Here is a 16,397-nt window from a genome sequence, read left to right on the forward strand (position 1 = left end):
CGCGGGGCAGGGCGCCTGCCCGGCCCGCGTCAGGCCGTGTCCGGCACCGGCAGCAGCGCGTCGATCGCCTCGAGGAACCGGGTCAGGTCGATCGGCTTGGTCCAGTAGTCCGCGAAGCCGGCAGCCCGTGCGCGCTGCATGTCCTCGGCCATCGCATTGGCCGACAGCGCCACGCAGCGGGTGCCGGCGATGCGCGGGTCGGCGCGCAGCCGGCGCAGCACCTCCAGACCGTCGATGTCGGGCAGCTGCATGTCCACCAGCAGCAGGGCCGGGCGCAGCTCGGCGGCCAGGGCCAGCCCGCGCAGCCCGTCGGGCGCGCCGTGGAAGGCGATGTGCGGTCGCTGCGTCAGCAGCTCGCGCACGATCATCATGTTGACCTCGTTGTCCTCGATGTAGAGCACCGTCGGCCGGCCGGGGGCGCCGGCCGCGGGCGCGCGGCTGGCGGCCAGCGGCAGCCGCAGCTCGAACAGGCTGCCCTCGCCGCCGGTGCGCGCCAGGCGGATCGACCCGCCCATGCGCTGCGCCTGCGCCTGGGCGATGGCCAGGCCCAGGCCGTGCCCCTGCACCAGCGTGCTCTCGAAGGCCTCGAACAGCCGCTGTGCCACGGCCGGGTCGATGCCGGGCCCGCTGTCGGCCACCGTGAGCACCGCCTCGTGTTCGTCCTGCCGGGCGCTGATGCGGATCGAGCCGCCGGGACGGTTGAACTTGACGGCATTGCCCACCAGCTGGGCCACCACCTGCTGCACCCGCGACGGGTGCCCCCACACCAGGGCCGACAGGTTGCCGCGCACCACCTGCTGGCCGCGCACGGCGATGGTGGTGGCCAGCGGCGTCAGCGCGGCGTCCACCGCCGCCGCCAGGCTGACCGGCTCGCCCCCGGAGTCCGGCGCCGCCGGCTCGCTCAGGTCGAGCACACCGTCCACCAGCGTCAGCAGGCTCTCGCCGGCGGCCTGGATCTGCTCCAGCCGGCGCCGTCGCTGGGCCGGGTCGGTGCGGTCGCCCTCGGCCAGCAGCAGCTGCGTGAAGCCGAGCACCGCGTTCAGCGGCGTGCGCAGCTCGTGGCTGATGCGCGAGAACAGCAGGGACTTGGAGCGGCTTTCGCGCAGGGCCAGCTCGCGCTCGCGCTGCGCCCGCTCGAGCGAGCGCGACTCGGTCACGTCCCAGTTGACGCCCAGGCGCCGGATCACCCGGCCGTCGGCGTCGGTCAGCGCGACCGAGCGCGACGCGATCGTGCGCACCTCGCCGTCCGGGCGCCGGATGCGGAACTCGTAGGCGATCGGGTCGGCGCTTTCCAGCAGCGGCCGCGCCGCCGCCTCGGCCACGGCGCGGTCCTCGGGCAGCACCAGCTCGAGGCGCTCCGCCAGCGTCAGCGCGCGGTCGCGCGGGGGCAGGCCGCGCAGGCGGAACATCTGCTCGTCCCAGACGTCCTCGGACGTGGCCACGTCGTGCGACCAGGTGCCCATGCCGACGCTGGACACGGCCAGCGTCACGCTCTCGTGCGCCTCGCGCAGCCGCGTCAGCACCTCGCGCGGCTCGGTCACGTCGAGCATCACGCCGAAGGCGCGGCGCACGCCGTCGGAGTCGACCTCCTGCGCGCCGCGGATCTCCATCCAGCGCACCGCACCGTCGGGCCGGACGATGCGCGACTCGACCACCAGCGGCGTGCCCACCGGGCCGCGGAACCATTCCAGCACCTGCTGCGCGACACGGTCGCGGTCGGCCGGGTGCGCGTAGTGGCGCAGCGAGTCGCCCAGCCGCAGCGCGCCCAGGGCCGGGTCATGGCCGAGCAGCGTGAACATGCGCGAGCTCCACTGGGTGGAGCTGCCGTCCAGTGCCACCGACCACAGGCCCACGCGCGCCGCCTCGGCCGCGGCGTCGAGCCGGCGCGCCAGCTGCAGGGCCTGTTCGGTGCGGGCCTGCTGCTCGGTCACGTCCAGGCCCACGCCGATCATCGTGACCGGCTCGCCGCCGGCGCCGCGCTGGACCACGCGGCGCGTCAGGATGGTGCGATAGGTGCCGTCGGCGTGCCGGTAGCGCGTCTGCGTGTCGACCGGCAGGCCGGTGTCCACGGCCTTCTGGAACGCGAGGCGGAGTTCCTCCAGGTCGTCCGGGTGCACCCAGTCGCGCACCGTCTCGATCGGCACGCCCTCCGGGCCCATCGAGCGCCCCACCTGCTGCTGCACGCGCTCGTCGTGGTGGATGCGGCCGGTGGCGAAGTCGTAGCGCCACAGGCCGATGCCGGCCACCTGCAGCGCCATGTCGAGCTGGGCCGAGGCGCGCTGGGCCTGCACCGCGAGGCCGTGCGTCTCGGTGTCGTCGAGCATCACGCCGATCACCTTGTCGGGCCGCCCCTGCGCGTCGGCCGCGACGCGCCAGTGGGAGTGGATGTGCTTGAGCGAGCCGTCGGGCTGGCGCACGCGGTAGCGGTGCGAGTACAGGCCGGGCCGGCTCAGCGAGGCGAGGAACGCCTCGTCCAGACGGTCCTCCGGCAGGATGCGCTGCGAGGCCACGCCGAACGGCGGCGTGGAAGAGGCGTCCGCCTCGAAGCCGAAGAAGCGGAACACATGCCGGTCCCAGCGGCCTTCCAGCGTCCGCGGGTCGCGCTCCCAGATGCCGATGCGGCCGAAGTCCTGCGCCATGTCGAGCAGATCGTTCAGGCGGCGGTTCTCGGCCTGAAGGCGCGCCACCTCGGCCAGCGCGCGCTGCAATGCGTCCGTATCGTCGGGTCGTGACATCCTGTTCCGGAGTCTATGCGGTCGTTGCGGCCGGCAACACGGCGTTCACACGGGGTCGGCAGCATGCCGCCATGGACCGACGCAGTCTGCTGGCCGGCATCGCGGCCGCCACCACCCCGTTCGGCCCCGGCATCGCCCGGGCCTCGGCCGCCCACGAGGACCTGACCTGGCGCGACCCGGCCCGCGGCCGCGATCTGCCGCTGCGGGTGCGCTGGCCCGACGGCGACGCCCCCTGCGGCCTCGTGATCCACTCGCACGGCCTGGGCGGCAGCCGCGAGGGCGGCGACGTGTTCGGGCGGGCCTGGCGCGACGCCGGCCTCGCGGTGGTTCACGTGCAGCACCCGGGCAGTGACAGCCAGACGCTGCGCGATGGCCTGGTCGCACTGCGGCGGGCGGCCAGCGCCGACCAGCTGCTGGCGCGCGTGGGCGACGTGCGGTTCGTGCTCGACGAGGTGCTGCGCCGCGTTCGCGAACCGGGTTCGCCCTGGGCCCGCGTGCGGCCCGACGCCATCGGCGCGTCCGGTCATTCCTTCGGGGCCCAGACCGTGCTGGGCCTGGCCGGCAAGGCCTACCCGCGGCGCGGGCCGGTGCTGGCCGACCCCCGGTTCGCCGCCTTCGTGGCCTTCAGCCCCGCACCCGGTCGCGACGACCCGCAGGCTGCCGGCGCGCCGTTCGGCGACCTGCAGCGGCCGCTGCTGCTGCTGACCGGCTCGCTCGACGGCGACCCGCTGGGTCAGGCGTTCGGCGGCGAGGACCGGGCCCGTGTCTACGACGGCCTGCCGGCCGGCATCGACCGGCGGGCGCTGCTGTGGCTCGACGGCGCCGACCACATGACCTTCGGCGGCAACGAGGACCGGCGGCTCGCCGGTCGGGCCCGCGGCGGCCGCGGGGCGCGCGAGGCCCGCACGCTCGCGCTCGAGGCCGCCCACCAGGCGCTGATCGCGCGCATCACCACGCTGTGGTGGCACGGCCGGCTGCTGGGTGACGCGCAGGCGCGCGCTGCGCTGCAGCCGCCGGCCGGCCTCGGCCCCGGCGACCGCTGGCAGGCGGACTGAGCCGCGGGCGGCGCGGCACGCCCGCGCGCGGCGGGGCGGCTATCCTCGCAGCCCCACGACAGGAGACGCACCATGTTCCGCACCGCCATCGCCGGCAGCCTGCCCAAGCCGCACTGGCTGGCCGAGACGGGCAAGCTGTGGCCGCGCTGGCAGGCCGAGGGCGAGGCGCTGGCGCAGGCCCAGCGCGACGCCACGCTGCTGTGGATCAAGACGCAGGAGGACGCCGGGCTGTCGACCATCGGCGACGGCGAGCAGTCGCGCCAGCACTTCGTGCACGGCTTCCTCGAGCGGGTGCAGGGCATCGACTTCGAGCACAAGGTCGAGATGGGCATCCGCGCCGACCGCTACAAGGCGATGGTGCCGCAGGTGGTGGGGCCGCTGCGTCTGGACTGCCGCGTGCACGAGCCCGAGGCGAAGCTGCTGCGCGCCCATACGACACGCACCACCAAGTTCACGCTGCCCGGGCCGATGACCATCGTCGACACCGTGGCCGACCGCCACTACGGCGACCGCGCGAAGCTCGCCTTCGCGTTCGCCGAACTGCTCAACCGCGAGGCGCTGGCGCTGCAGGCCGACGGCATCGACATCGTGCAGTTCGACGAGCCGGCGTTCAATGTCTACATGGCCGAAGCCGCCGACTGGGGCGTGGCTGCGCTCGAGCGCGCCGCCCAGGGCCTGACCTGCCGCACCGCGGTGCACATCTGCTATGGCTACGGCATCGACGCGAACCGGCAGTGGAAGGACACGCTCGGACAGGAGTGGCGCCAGTACGCGCAGGTGTTCCCGGCGCTGGCGCGCAGCCGCATCGACCAGGTCAGCCTGGAGTGCATGCACTCGCACGTGCCGCTGGACCTGATCGGTCTGCTGGAAGGCAAGGACGTGATGGTGGGCGTGATCGACGTGGCCAGCGATGCGATCGAGACGCCCGACGAGGTGGCCGACACCATCGGCCGCGCGCTGCAGTTCGTGGCGCGTGACCGGCTCATCGCCTGCACCAACTGCGGCATGGCACCGATGGACCGCGGCGTGGCGCAGGCCAAGCTGCAGGCGCTGGCGCGCGGGGCCGAGGCCGCCGCGGCGCGCGCCTGAGGGCCGCGCCTTGCTCGCGCCCCCCATCACCGCACCGGCCGAGGTGGACGCGGCGCTGCGGCGCGACGGCCGCGCCGTGCTCGACGCCGCCGGTCTGTACCGCCTGCTCGGCGTGGCCTCCGGCGCGCTCGACCCCTGGAAGCCGTTCTGGGACCGGCTGCCACCGGACGCCCACCTGCGCGACGGCGGCCGCTACCGCCAGCGCCGGCACGGCTCCTTCGTCGTCGACACCGACCGCGTCACGCTGGCGCCGCACCGTGCGCACTGGCAACCGGTGGAATACAACGCGCTGCACGGCGGCATCGAGCGCTGGTTCGAGCCGATCGAGGCTGCACTGACGGCCGACGCCCTGTGGCCGCGCCTGCTGCGGATGCTGGCCGACCGCGCCGACGCGCTGCGCGGCGTGCAGCCCTGGTACGTGGAGGCGCATCCGTTCCGCATCGACACCGCGGGCGGCATCGGCCGTCCCACGCCCGAGGGCGCGCACCGCGACGGAGTGGACCTGGTGGCCGTGATCCTGGTGGCGCGCGAGGGCGTCAAGGGCGGCGAGACGCGCGTGTTCGACGCCGACGGGCCGGCCGGGCTGCGCTTCACGCTGGCCGAGCCCTGGTCGGCGCTGCTGCTCGACGACGCGCGCGTGATCCACGAGACCACGCCGATCCAGCCGCTGGACGCGTCGCGGCCGGGGCACCGCGACACGCTCGTGGTCACGCTGCGGGCGGGGGGCTTCCAGGGGCCGTGATCGCGGCCGGCCCGCCGTCGGCGCGCGGCAGGTACTGCGGCGAGGTCAGGCCCATCGACACGTAGATGCTGGTCACGGCCTCGACGCCGATGTCCGCCGGCGTGATCCAGGACTCGGGCACGTAGAGCAGGCCGCCGCCCACCGGCACCGGCGCGGTGGGGATCAGCACCGCCAGGCAGCGCTGGCCGTTCACCAGCACCGGCACGTCGCTGCCCAGCAGGGCCAGCGCCGCGCTGCTGCCCTGTGCGCTCGGCCCGCCGAAGTGGCACCACACCGCGCTCATCGACTTCAGGCCGCGCCCGTCGCCGGCCTCGTTGCTGCGCAGCAGGCCGACCATGCGCTGGATCAGGTCGTATACCGAGCCCACCAGCGGGATGCGCGACAGCAGCGCATGGGCGGCCGCGGCCAGGCCGCGCTGCAGCCCGGCTTCCACCAGCAGGCCCAGGCCGAAGATCGCCACCGCGACGATGGCCACGCCGATGGCGTAGCCCACCACCTCGGAAGCCCCGACGCCCAGGCCGATCGACACCAGCGTGCGCCCGACCACGCTGTCCGGGCCCAGCCACTTGATCAACACGCCGGCGGCCCAGGCGAAGATCAGCAGCGTGGCGGCCAGCGGCAGTGCGGCCAGCGCGCCGGTGGCGAAGATGCGCAGCAGGGTGCGGACGGGACGGATCATGCGCCGCGATGATACGGACCGCGCCGGCCCGTCATTCGAAGGGGTAACGCACGCCGATGCGCTCGCGCATGGCGTCCATCAGCTCGACCACCGCGAGCGACTCCGCCGGCGGCAGCACCGGGCTGGCCGCGAGACCGGCGCTCACGCAGCGCATCGTCTCCTCGATCTCGTATTCGAAGCCGTTGACGCGGAACGGGGTCTGCACGGTCTGCGGCGGTGCGCCGTCGCGCTCCAGCGTGGCGGCGGTGGCCTGCCAGAAGCCGCCACCGTGCACCACGATGCGGCCGCGCTCGCCCTGGATGCGGAACGCGTTGCTGCCGCTGCCGAACCAGCCGCAGGAAAACTGCGAGGTGCGGCCGTCGCCGAAGTCCAGCGTGGCGGCCAGCTGCACGTCCACCGGCTCGTCGCCCAGGCGCGCGCGCACGTCGAAGCCCTGCACCGGCACGCCGGGCAGCACCATGCGCGACACCGTGATGCTGTAGATGCCGATGTCCAGCAGCGTGCCGCCACCCAGCGCCGCGGTGTAGCGCCGGTCGCCGGGCCGTGGCGGGCGGTCGATCACGAAGTCGGACTGCATCGCCCGCACCGTGCCGATCTCGCCCGCGTCGAGCCAGGCACGCACCTCGGCGTACACCGGCAGGAAGCGGGTCCACACCGCTTCCATCAGGAACACGCCCCGTGCGGCGGCCAGTTCCACCAGCGGCCGCGTGGCCGCGGCACTGGGCGTGAGCGGCTTCTCGCACAGCACCGGCTTGCCGGCCAGCAGCGCGGCGCGCACCGGCGCCGCGTGGTGCGGGTGCGGCGTGCACACGTAGACCGCCTGCACGTCGTCGCGCGTCAGCAAGGCGGTGAGGTCGCTGCCGTGCACCGCCGGCGCCGTGCCGGGCACGGACCACTCGCGGGCGAAGGCCTCGGCGCGGCCGGCGTCGCGGCCGGCCACCACCGCCAGGCGTGCGCCCGGCACGCCGCGCAGCGCGCCCGCGAAGCGGCGCGCGATGTTGCCGGGGCCCACCAGGGCCCAACCGAAGGTGTCAGTCATCGACGAGCGAGTCCTTCTCGGGTGCGGGCCGGCCGGAAGCAACGGCCTCTTCGTCGACCTCCTCGCCGAGGAAGCCGCCGCTCTGGTGTTCCCACAGCCGCGCGTAGATGCCGCCGCGCGCCAGCAGCTCGCGGTGCGTGCCCTGTTCGACGATGCGGCCCTTGTCCATCACCACCAGCCGGTCCATCGCCGCGATGGTGGACAGCCGGTGCGCGATCGCCACCACCGTCTTGCCCTCCATCAGCCGGTACAGGCTGGCCTGGATCGCGGCCTCGACCTCGCTGTCGAGCGCGCTGGTGGCCTCGTCCAGCAGCAGGATCGGCGCGTCCTTGAGCATCACGCGGGCGATGGCGATGCGCTGGCGCTGGCCGCCGGACAACTTGACGCCGCGCTCGCCCACGTGGGCGTCGTAGCCCTTGCGGCCCTTGGGATCGACCAGGCTCTCGATGAACTCGCCGGCCTCGGCCCGCGCCGCCGCGGCGCGCATCTGCTCCTCGGTGGCGTCGGGACGGCCGTACAGGATGTTCTCGCGCACCGACCGGTGCAGCAGCGAGGTGTCCTGCGTGACCATGCCGATGTTGGCGCGCAGGCTTTCCTGCGTCACCGCGGAAATGTCCTGCCCGTCGACCAGGATGCGTCCCTGCTGGATGTCGTAGAAGCGCAGCAGCAGGTTCACCACCGTGCTCTTGCCGGCGCCGGACCGACCCACCAGGCCGATCTTCTCGCCCGGGCGGATGGTCAGCGAGAGGTCCTCGATCACGTGCCGCGTCGGCGCCGCGTCGGTGCCGTAGTGGAAGCCCACCGCGTCGAAGCGCACCTCGCCGCGCGGCACGGCGAGCGTGCCGGCACCGGGCTTGTCCACCACGCTGTGATGGCGCGACAGGATGCCGATGCCGTCGGCCACGGTGCCGATGTGCTCGAACAGCGACGCCAGCTCCCACATGATCCAGTGCGCGATGCCGTTCAGGCGCAGCGCCATCGCACTGGACGCGGCCACCGCGCCGGCGCCCACCTGGCCCTCGGACCACAGCCACAGCGCCAGGCCCATCGAGCTGCCGATCAGCGCCACCGACAGCGCCTGGTTGATCTGGTCGACCATTGTCACCAGGCGCATCTGCTGGTGCACCGTGCCGAGGAACTCGCCCATCGCCGAGCGCGCATAGGCCGCCTCGCGGTGCGTGTGCGAGAACAGCTTGACGGTGGCGATGTTGGTGTAGGCGTCGGTGATGCGGCCGGTCATCAGCGAGCGCGCGTCCGCCTGCTCCTTGGCCACCGCCGCCAGCTTGGGCACGAAGTACCACAGCGACGCGGTGTACAGCAGCAGCCAGCCCAGGAAGGGCGCCAGCAGCCAGGCGTCGAAGCCGGCCAGCACCCCGATCAGGGTCAGGAAATACACCACCACGTAGACCAGGATGTCCGACGCGATCATCCAGCAGTCGCGCACCGCCAGCGCCGTCTGCATCAGCTTGGTGGCGATGCGGCCGGCGAACTCGTCCTGGTAGAAGCTCATGCTCTGGCCGAGCAGCAGCCGGTGGAACTGCCAGCGCAGCCGCATCGGGAAGTTGCCCGCCATGGTGTTGAAGCGCATCAGCGCCCAGGCCAGCGTGACCACGAGGCTGGCGCCCAGCGCCACCGCGAGCCAGCCCAGGGTGTTGCCGTGGCGCTCCCACAGCTGCGCCGGCGGCACCGAGGCCAGCCAGTCGACGATGCGGCCCATGAACGCGAACATCAGGCCTTCGAAGGCACCGATGGCCGCGGCCAGCAGCGTCATCGCCAGCAGGTGCGGCCGCAGCCCGGCGGTGCAGGCCCACAGGAAGGGCAGCAGCCGGTCCGGCGCCGGTCGCACGGCGGCTTCGGGGTAGGGCGGGATCAGCCGTTCGAAGAAGGCGAACAAGGAAGGCGGCCTCGAGCGTGAAAAAGGGCGCAAGCGTAGCGCAGATGGGGCCGGTCCCCGGTGCTGTTCCGGGGACCGCGGCGCTGCGGCAACGCTAGGATGGCGGCTACTTCTGGCGAGCAATCGACCGCAACACTGGGCGGACCCCGGAACCCGTCACCGGCGCCGAAGTACCCCATCCCCCCGCGACGGCCGCGCCGTCGCTACAGCTTCATCTCCAGCCGCAGCTGCGCATTCACCCACGACCGCACGGTCGTGCGCGTGGATTGAAGCTGACCCTGGCTCTGCACCAGGGTCGTGTTCCAGGTGTCGGGCGCCAGCACGTTGGACAGCGTCAGCCGCAGCTTGGTGTCGGCGTCGAGCGCCCACAGCGCATAGGCGTCGACCACCGTCTTGCGCGACTGCACCGCCACCCGGTCGGCGTCCAGGCGCGTGCGGTAGCCGGGCGTGTGGTTGATGTTGCCGCCGAGCGTGAACGGCGTGCCGCGGAAGCGGTGGTCGGCGCCGAGGTTGAGCGTGCCGCCGGGCTGCTCGGCCAGACGGTTGTCGGGCCCCGGCACGGCGTCCACACGCGAGCTGTACAGCGATGCGTTGGCGCGCACCTCGGTGCGCGGGCCGTCGGTCACGAGCTGGTCGAGGCGGAACTTCGCCTCCAGCTCGATGCCGCGCGACAGCGCATTGCCGATGTTCTGCGGCCGCGACACGTAGCGCGGCTGGCCGGGCGACCAGCTCACGTCCTCCAGCGCCACCACGTTGCGGATCAGGTCGGTGATGCGGCGCACGAACAGGTTGGCCGACAGCACGCCGCCCTCGGCCAGGTAGCGCTCGGCGGCGAGGTCGATGCCCAGCGCGACCTCCGGCCGCAGGGCCGGATTGCCGGCCGTATCGGCCGAGATCTCGCTGTTGGGTCCCGGCGCCGGCTCGACCCGGTTCACCGAGGGGCGGCCGATCAGCTGGCCCAGGCCCGGGGCGCGGTAGCTGCGCGTCAGGCTGGCCCGCAGCTGGTCGCGCGCGCCGGGGGAGGGCTTCCACACCGCGTGCAGCAGCGGCGTCGTGACGCGGCTGCGGTTGCGGTTCTCGTCCTGGCCCTCGCCCTGGCCCCGGGTCGTGATGCCCTCGATGCGCAGACCCGCATGCACCGACCACTGCGGGTTGACGGTCCACTCGTCCTGCGCGTAGAGCGCGTAGCGGCGCGACGAGGCCTCCAGGTTCTCGCCGAACTCCGTGAGCTGCGGCACGCCGTTGCGCAGCGTCGTCTTGCTCTCGCGGCGCTGGTTGTCTTCCAGTTCGATGCCGCCCACCGCCTGGTGTCCGTCGCCCAGCAGCGACGACACCTTCAGGCTCAGCGTCGCATTGCGGTCGCGGTTGTCGGTGTCCTCGTCGTAGGTCTGGCTCAGCGTGTCCGTGGCGTCGAACTCGTCGCGGTGCTGCCGGCCGCGCCAATGCCCGTCGCCGAAGCCGGCGCGCCACTCCACGCGCGGGCCTGCGCCGAGGCGGTGGTTGACGTTGGCATTGAGCCGCGCCAACCGGAAGCGGCCTTCGGTGAGCGTGTCGCTGCGCGCGAACTCCGGCGGCGTGGCGCCGAACGGCTGGTCGAGCGTGCCGCGGCCGCGGTTGTCGCCCTCGCTGGCGATCAGCAGCGGCATCAGCATCAGGCTCGTGCCCTGGTCGTCGCGCCACTGGAGCCGGGCACTGGCATGCAGGCCGCGGCGCTGGTCGTCGCTGCGGAACAGGCCCGTGCGCTGCAGCACCGGCACGCCGGTGGCTTCGACGGTGTCGAGGCGGTCGCTTCGGCTCGGGGTGACGGTGCGGCGGTCGAACAGGGACAGCGAGCCGTTGACGATCCAGGGGCCGAAGGTGTCGTTGCGGGTCCAGGACAGCGACGGCGACACATGGCCGTCCTCGACGGCCAGGGCCACGTTCAGGTCGTTCAGGCGCTTGCGGAAGCCCTCGCGCAGCACGATGTTGATGGTGCCGGCGATCGCGCGCGCGCCGGTCTCGGCGGTGGGCGCGCGCAGGATCTCGATGCGCTCGATCTGCTCCGGCGGGATCGAGTCGAGCGAGAAGCCGGGCGCGATGCGCTCGCCGTCGACGAGGATCTGCGTGTAGCCGCCGGCCATGCCGCGCATGCGCGGGTTGCCGCCGCGGCCGGGCGCGCCGGGCACGGTGACGCCGGGCAGGCGCTTGAGCACCTCCAGCGTATTGGCGTCGCCGAAGCGCTCGATCTCCTCGCGGCCGATCACGATCTTGGCGGCGGTGGAGCGGCGCCGCTGCTGCTCGTCGTCGCCGCGCTGGCCACTGATTTCCACCCGCTGCGGTGCCCCGGCCTCCGGTGCCGGCGCGGGCGAAGGGGCGGGCGCGGGTGCGGGCGCCGGGGCCGGCGTCTGCGCCTGCGCACCGTGCGGCACCCAGGCGGCGGCCGTCACGGCGAGCATCAGGGGGCGCCATGCGAATGCAGTCATGGGAAATGATTGTGGTCGAGCGCTGCGGCCGTTGCCCGCGTCGGGGCTTGTCGCCGCCGCCGGACAATCCGGCCCGTGCAAGGCCTCACGCTGCTGTACTGCGACGACACGCTGCTGGCGGTGGACAAGCCCGCCGGCCTGCTGGCGGTGCCCGGCCGCGGGCCCGGCAAGAGCGACTGCGTCGCCGCGCGCGTGCAGTCCGACTGGCCCGACGCGCGGGTGGTGCACCGGCTGGACGAGGCCACCTCGGGCGTGATGCTGTTCGGCCGCGGCGCGGCCGCGCAGCGGGCGCTGTCGCAGGCCTTCGCCGGGCGCCAGGTGGACAAGCGCTACGAGGCCGTGGTGCATGGCCTGACGGCCGACGACGCCGGGCGCATCGAGCTGCCGCTGGCGGCCGACTGGCCGCGCCGGCCGCGCCAGAAGGTCGACGTCGAGCGGGGCAAGCCGTCGCGCACCGACTGGACGGTGCTGTCGCGCGACGCGCTCCTTCGGCGCACCCGGCTCGCGCTGGCGCCGCTGACCGGCCGCTCGCACCAGCTGCGCGTGCATCTGGCGTCGCAGGGGCATCCGATCGTCGGCGATGCGCTCTATGGCGACGGCACCGACGCCGAGCCCCGGCTGCTGCTGCATGCCTGCGAGCTGCGCCTGACGCATCCGGTGACCGGCCGGCCGGTCACCCTCGCCAGCCCGGTGCCGTTCTAGGGGCGGCGTGCAGGCATCGGGAACCCATGCCAGCATCGACGCTCCTACCGCGATCCCCTGGCCTGCCGGAGCCGCCGATGACCATGCCGTCGAACCACCGTCGCCACCTGCTGCGCCTGGCCGCCGCCAGCGTGGCGCTGCCCGCGCTGCACCTCGGGGCGCGCGCCCAGGCCGGCACGCGGCTGCGTCCGACGCCGGCCCAGACCGAGGGCCCGTTCTACCCGGTGGCGCTGCCGGCCGACAGCGACGCCGACCTGCTGAGCAACGGCGCACTGCGCTATGCGCAGGGCCGGCCGGCCTGGGTCGAGGGCACGCTGACCGACCTGGAAGGGCGCGCCCTGCGCGGCGGTGCGGTGGAGATCTGGCAGTGCGACCACCAGGGGCGCTACCACCATCCCGGCGACGGCGACCGCGCCGACCGCGCGTTCCAGGGGTTCGGCCGCGTCGAGGCCGACGCGCAGGGCCGCTGGCGCTTCCGCACGCTGCGGCCGGTGGCCTACGGCAGTCGCGCGCCGCACATCCACGTCAAGGTGAAGCTGGGGTCGCGCGAGCTGCTGACGACGCAGCTCTACGTCGAGGGCGACCCGGGCAATGCGCGCGACTTCGTCTGGTCGCGTCTGGGCGCCGAGGACCGCGCCCTGGTGACCGTGCCTTATGTCGCCGGCGCCGAGGGGCACCTCGCCGCGCGCTACGCGCTGGCCGTGGCCGCCTGACCGAGTCGCCGGACGCGCCGGCCTGACGGGCCCGCCCGCGCGGGGCCGCGTATCCTTGCGGCATGACCCCGCAACACCTCTTCATCGTCACCGGCGCGTCGCGCGGCCTGGGCCGGGCCGTGGCCGAACGGCTGGCGGGCACGGTCGGTCACGTCGTGCTCGGCCTGTCGCGAAAGGCGCCGCCGGCGCCCCCCGGCATCGAGCAATGGGCCGTCGACCTGGCCGACCCGCAGCCGGTGGCCGAGCGCCTCGCGGCGTGGCTCGGCGCCATCGACGCGTCGCGCTTCGCCAGCGCCAGCCTCGTCAACAACGCAGCGCTGCTGACGCCCCCCGCGCCGCTGGCGGACACCGACCTGGCCCTGCTGTCGAAGGCGGCGCGCGTGGGCCTGGAGGCACCGCTGCTGCTGTCGGCGGCATTCCTGCGCGCCACCCGCGGCTGGGCCGGGGTGCGGCGCGTGCTGCACGTGTCGTCGGGGCTCGGTCGGCGCGCGATGGCGTCGTCGGGGCCCTACTGCGCGGTCAAGGCCGGGCTCGACCACCTCGCCCGCGCCCAGGCGCTCGAGGAGGCGCTGCAGCCGAACGGGGCCCGCGTGTGCTCGCTGGCGCCGGGCGTGATCGACACCGACATGCAGGTGCAGTTGCGCAGCGCCGATGCGTCGGCGTTTCCGGACGTGGCCAACTTCCGCCAGATGAAGTCCGAGGGTCGGCTCGACACGCCGGCCGCGGCCGCCGCCCGGCTGGTGGCGTTCCTGCTGCGCGACGACTTCGGCAGCAAGCCGGTGGCCGACGTGCGGCAGGACTGACGCGCGGGCCGGTCGCGGCCCGGTCGGCGGCGCGGCGGGCTCAGGCCGGCCCGCCCTCGAAGCGCAGGCATTGCTGGCGCACCACCTCGGGCAGGTACTGCTCGCGCCCCTGTGCCGCGCGCAGCCAGGCCGCGTCGGTGCCCAGCGGCTGGTCCAGCGCCTCGCGCACCAGGGCCAGGCCGCGTTCGGCGTGCAGCTCGATGGCGTGCATCTCCACCGCCGCCAGGGTCTCGCGGATCAGCTCGCGCAGCGGCCGGTGCTCGGCGGTCTGCGCGTCCACCACCTCGCCGTCGAGGCCGAAGCGGCAGGCCTGGAAGCGGTTGTAGGTGTAGGCGAGATAGTCGTCCTCCTGCGGCTCGAAGGGGCGCTCGCGCGCCAGCCAGCGCGCCACGCATTGCAGGTAGGCGGCGATGGCCGCGGCACGTTCCACCGTCAGCGGCGTGTCCATCACCCGCACCTCGATCGTGCCGTACTCGGGCTTGGGGCGGATGTCCCAGTAGAAGTCCTTCATCGAGTCGACCACGCCCGTGCGCCGCATCTTCTCGAAGTAGACCTTGAACGCGTCCCAGGTCAGGTGGAAGGGCGAGCGCCCGGACAGCGGGAAGGCGAACACCGAGTTCAGGCGCGCCGATTGGAAGCCGGTGTCGGTGCCCTGCACGTAGGGCGACGACGCCGACAGCGCGATGACGTGCGGCACGTAGCGGCTCATCGCGTGCAGCAGCCACAGCGCCTCGTCCGGGCCGGGGCAGCCGATGTGCACGTGCTGGCCGAACACCGTGAACTGCTTGGACAGGTAACCGTACAGCTGCGACACCTGCTTGAAGCGCGGCGTGTCGAAGATGCGGCGCCGGCTCCAGTCCTGGAAGGCGTGCGTGCCGCCGCCGGCCAGGCGCAGGTTCAGGCGCCCGGCGTCTTCTACCAGCGCGTCGCGCACCTCGTGCAGCTGGCCGATCACGTCGCGGTGGCGCTCGCACACGCCGGTGGACAGTTCGATCATCGAGCTGGTGATCTCGGGCTTGACGTCGGCGGCCAGCTTGCGCCGGCCGGTCAGGCGCAGCAGGTCGGCCGCGCCGGGCGCGAGGTCGTAGTCGTGCCGGTTGACGATCTGCAGTTCCAGCTCGACGCCTAGCGTGAACGCGCGCGAGGGGGCGAACTCGCCGAGGCTCATCGCAGGGCCTCGCGTCGCGGCGGCTGCATGTCCACCTCGCCGGCGGCGCGCAGGCCGGCCATCACCGCCAGCGGCGCGGCCAGCTCCAGCAGCGCGATCACCGCCAGCATCACCGGCATCAGCTGCGCGCCGATGGCCGGGTGCTGGGCCGAGAAGTCCAGCGCCAGCACCCAGGCGGTGGCCGACATCGGCGTCAGGCCGATCGCCAGGCACGCGGCCTGGCCATAGCCCAGACCGCTCGGGCGCGCCGTGGCCATCACCGCCAGACCCTTGGCCAGCGCCCGTGCGGCCACCAGCGCCAGTGCCACGCCGGCCGCGGCGGCCAGCGCCTCCAGGGTCCAGGCCGACGACACGGCCACGAACATCACCAGCACCAGCACGCTGCCGGCGCTGCCGAAATGGCGCGGCCAGACCCAGGGCCGTTCGCTGCGGTTGGCCAGCCACATGCCCGCCAGCAGCGGCACCAGCAGCGCGGACAGCTGAAGCGTCTTGGCCAGCACCAGGGCCAGCAGCACGGCGGCCAGCAGCAGCACCATCGCGTTGTCCTCGCGCAGGTCGAAGCGGCGCGCGATCAGCGCCAGCCCCTCGCCGAGCGCGGCGCCGAGCAGGATCGAGCCGCAGAACGAGAACAGCACCGGCGACAGCGCGTCGAGCCAGGTGCGCGGGTCCGACAGCAGCAGGCCTGCCGACAGCAGCTTCATCGCCAGCACCGCGTACAGGGTGTTCAGCGCGGCCAGCGCGAGCAGGCGCTCGGTCACCTGGCCGGCCGCGTGCAGCTCGCCCACCACGCGCTGCAGCACCGCGGGCGACACGCACACGGCCAGGATGGCCAGCGGCGTGGCCACGTCGCCGCCCACGCCCAGCGCCTGTAGCACCACGAACACCGCCACGCCGGCGAGCAGCGCCTCCGCGATGCTGGTCACCAGCAGCCAGGGGTTGCGCACCAGCCAGCGCAGGCGAAGCCGGGCGCCGGCCTCGAACAGCAGCAGCGCCAGCGCGCCGTCGATGGCCACGCGCAGGGCCGGCTCGTCGCCTTCGGCGCCGCGGCCGGCGATCGCCAGCGCCGTGCCCACCAGCGCGTAGCCCACCAGGCGCGGCCAGCGCATCAGGCGCCACACCGCCTCGCCCACCAGGGCGGCGATCACCGCCAGCAGTGTGGCGCCGAGCAGCGTGTCGGGCGCCAGGGTCCAGGGGGTGGTGACGAGGGGCCAGAGGGAGTCGAGCATGGCGTCCAGTCGTGGTGTCGGGGCGGGTCGCGCATCGTGACCGCGCGCGGCGAAGCCCCTGTGTCAGAACGTGCACCAAAAAAGAACCCC

The 16,397-nt window shown here is 73.8% G+C and carries 13 protein-coding genes; 6 read left to right on the plus strand and 7 right to left on the minus strand.

Going from position 1 to position 16,397, the window contains the following annotated elements; translation table 11 throughout:
- Window positions 1–29: 29 nt before the first annotated feature.
- On the minus strand, window positions 30–2,735 hold the full coding sequence (locus AC2EAQ_RS00300; RefSeq protein ID WP_484639669.1) for a PAS domain-containing protein: 2,706 nt from the start codon (window positions 2,733–2,735) through the stop codon (window positions 30–32).
- Window positions 2,736–2,806: 71 nt separating this feature from the next.
- Between AC2EAQ_RS00300 and AC2EAQ_RS00305 the strand changes: the two genes are divergently transcribed.
- The 3 genes from AC2EAQ_RS00305 to AC2EAQ_RS00315 all read left to right on the plus strand — a co-directional run bounded on the left by AC2EAQ_RS00305 (window position 2,807) and on the right by AC2EAQ_RS00315 (window position 5,621).
- A complete protein-coding gene (locus AC2EAQ_RS00305; RefSeq protein ID WP_484639670.1) occupies window positions 2,807–3,790 on the plus strand; it encodes an alpha/beta hydrolase family protein in 984 nt (327 codons plus the stop codon).
- A gap of 72 nt (window positions 3,791–3,862) precedes the next feature.
- Window positions 3,863–4,879 carry a methionine synthase gene (locus AC2EAQ_RS00310; protein ID WP_484639671.1) on the plus strand — a complete coding sequence of 339 codons (1,017 nt, stop codon included), beginning with the start codon at window positions 3,863–3,865 and terminating at the stop codon, window positions 4,877–4,879.
- A gap of 10 nt (window positions 4,880–4,889) precedes the next feature.
- On the plus strand, window positions 4,890–5,621 hold the full coding sequence (locus AC2EAQ_RS00315; protein ID WP_484639672.1) for a 2OG-Fe dioxygenase family protein: 732 nt from the start codon (window positions 4,890–4,892) through the stop codon (window positions 5,619–5,621).
- Here AC2EAQ_RS00315 and AC2EAQ_RS00320 read toward each other — a convergent pair.
- The 4 genes from AC2EAQ_RS00320 to AC2EAQ_RS00335 all read right to left on the minus strand — a co-directional run bounded on the left by AC2EAQ_RS00320 (window position 5,587) and on the right by AC2EAQ_RS00335 (window position 11,695).
- Entirely contained in the window at window positions 5,587–6,300 is a 714-nt protein-coding gene (locus tag AC2EAQ_RS00320) for a DUF502 domain-containing protein (protein WP_484639673.1), read from the minus strand. The genes AC2EAQ_RS00315 and AC2EAQ_RS00320 overlap by 35 nt on opposite strands.
- 31 nt (window positions 6,301–6,331) lie before the next feature.
- On the minus strand, window positions 6,332–7,339 hold the full coding sequence (locus AC2EAQ_RS00325) for a Gfo/Idh/MocA family protein (protein WP_484639674.1): 1,008 nt from the start codon (window positions 7,337–7,339) through the stop codon (window positions 6,332–6,334).
- On the minus strand, window positions 7,332–9,233 hold the full coding sequence (locus AC2EAQ_RS00330; protein WP_484639675.1) for an ABC transporter ATP-binding protein: 1,902 nt from the start codon (window positions 9,231–9,233) through the stop codon (window positions 7,332–7,334). The genes AC2EAQ_RS00325 and AC2EAQ_RS00330 overlap by 8 nt, the downstream gene beginning before the upstream one ends.
- Window positions 9,234–9,436: 203 nt before the next feature.
- A complete protein-coding gene (locus AC2EAQ_RS00335; protein WP_484639676.1) occupies window positions 9,437–11,695 on the minus strand; it encodes a TonB-dependent receptor plug domain-containing protein in 2,259 nt (752 codons plus the stop codon).
- 75 nt (window positions 11,696–11,770) lie between these two features.
- On the opposite strand from AC2EAQ_RS00335, the gene AC2EAQ_RS00340 reads away from it, so the two are divergent.
- The 3 genes from AC2EAQ_RS00340 (at window position 11,771) to AC2EAQ_RS00350 (ending at window position 13,913) form a co-directional block, all read left to right on the plus strand.
- The gene (locus tag AC2EAQ_RS00340) at window positions 11,771–12,397 is read left to right on the plus strand and encodes an RluA family pseudouridine synthase (protein ID WP_484639677.1); all 627 of its coding nucleotides are present in this window, start codon (window positions 11,771–11,773) and stop codon (window positions 12,395–12,397) included.
- Window positions 12,398–12,474: 77 nt separating this feature from the next.
- Window positions 12,475–13,110, plus strand: coding sequence for a dioxygenase family protein (locus AC2EAQ_RS00345; RefSeq protein ID WP_484639678.1), 636 nt, complete (start codon window positions 12,475–12,477; stop codon window positions 13,108–13,110).
- Between the two features lie 62 nt (window positions 13,111–13,172).
- Window positions 13,173–13,913, plus strand: a complete 741-nt coding sequence (locus AC2EAQ_RS00350; protein WP_484639679.1) for an SDR family NAD(P)-dependent oxidoreductase — start codon at window positions 13,173–13,175, stop codon at window positions 13,911–13,913.
- Window positions 13,914–13,953: 40 nt separating this feature from the next.
- On the opposite strand, the gene AC2EAQ_RS00355 is transcribed toward AC2EAQ_RS00350, so the two are convergent.
- Both AC2EAQ_RS00355 and AC2EAQ_RS00360 read right to left on the minus strand, forming a co-directional pair.
- The gene (locus tag AC2EAQ_RS00355; RefSeq protein ID WP_484639680.1) at window positions 13,954–15,081 is read right to left on the minus strand and encodes a YbdK family carboxylate-amine ligase; all 1,128 of its coding nucleotides are present in this window, start codon (window positions 15,079–15,081) and stop codon (window positions 13,954–13,956) included.
- Complete coding sequence (locus AC2EAQ_RS00360) at window positions 15,078–16,307, minus strand: cation:proton antiporter (RefSeq protein ID WP_484639681.1); 1,230 nt, start codon at window positions 16,305–16,307, stop codon at window positions 15,078–15,080. The genes AC2EAQ_RS00355 and AC2EAQ_RS00360 overlap by 4 nt, the downstream gene beginning before the upstream one ends.
- Window positions 16,308–16,397: the final 90 nt, after the last annotated feature.

Source organism: Aquabacterium sp. T101, from assembly GCF_057219775.1.

What these genes read in the sequence shown, in the direction of transcription:
- AC2EAQ_RS00300 (WP_484639669.1), bottom strand. Translation starts at nt 2,735, where the DNA reads ATGTCACGACCCGACGATACGGACGCATTGCAGCGCGCGCTGGCCGAG.
- AC2EAQ_RS00305 (WP_484639670.1), top strand. Translation starts at nt 2,807, where the DNA reads ATGGACCGACGCAGTCTGCTGGCCGGCATCGCGGCCGCCACCACCCCG.
- AC2EAQ_RS00310 (WP_484639671.1), top strand. Translation starts at nt 3,863, where the DNA reads ATGTTCCGCACCGCCATCGCCGGCAGCCTGCCCAAGCCGCACTGGCTG.
- AC2EAQ_RS00320 (WP_484639673.1), bottom strand. Translation starts at nt 6,300, where the DNA reads ATGATCCGTCCCGTCCGCACCCTGCTGCGCATCTTCGCCACCGGCGCG.
- AC2EAQ_RS00325 (WP_484639674.1), bottom strand. Translation starts at nt 7,339, where the DNA reads ATGACTGACACCTTCGGTTGGGCCCTGGTGGGCCCCGGCAACATCGCG.
- AC2EAQ_RS00335 (WP_484639676.1), bottom strand. Translation starts at nt 11,695, where the DNA reads ATGACTGCATTCGCATGGCGCCCCCTGATGCTCGCCGTGACGGCCGCC.
- AC2EAQ_RS00345 (WP_484639678.1), top strand. Translation starts at nt 12,475, where the DNA reads ATGACCATGCCGTCGAACCACCGTCGCCACCTGCTGCGCCTGGCCGCC.
- AC2EAQ_RS00350 (WP_484639679.1), top strand. Translation starts at nt 13,173, where the DNA reads ATGACCCCGCAACACCTCTTCATCGTCACCGGCGCGTCGCGCGGCCTG.
- AC2EAQ_RS00355 (WP_484639680.1), bottom strand. Translation starts at nt 15,081, where the DNA reads ATGAGCCTCGGCGAGTTCGCCCCCTCGCGCGCGTTCACGCTAGGCGTC.
- AC2EAQ_RS00360 (WP_484639681.1), bottom strand. Translation starts at nt 16,307, where the DNA reads ATGCTCGACTCCCTCTGGCCCCTCGTCACCACCCCCTGGACCCTGGCG.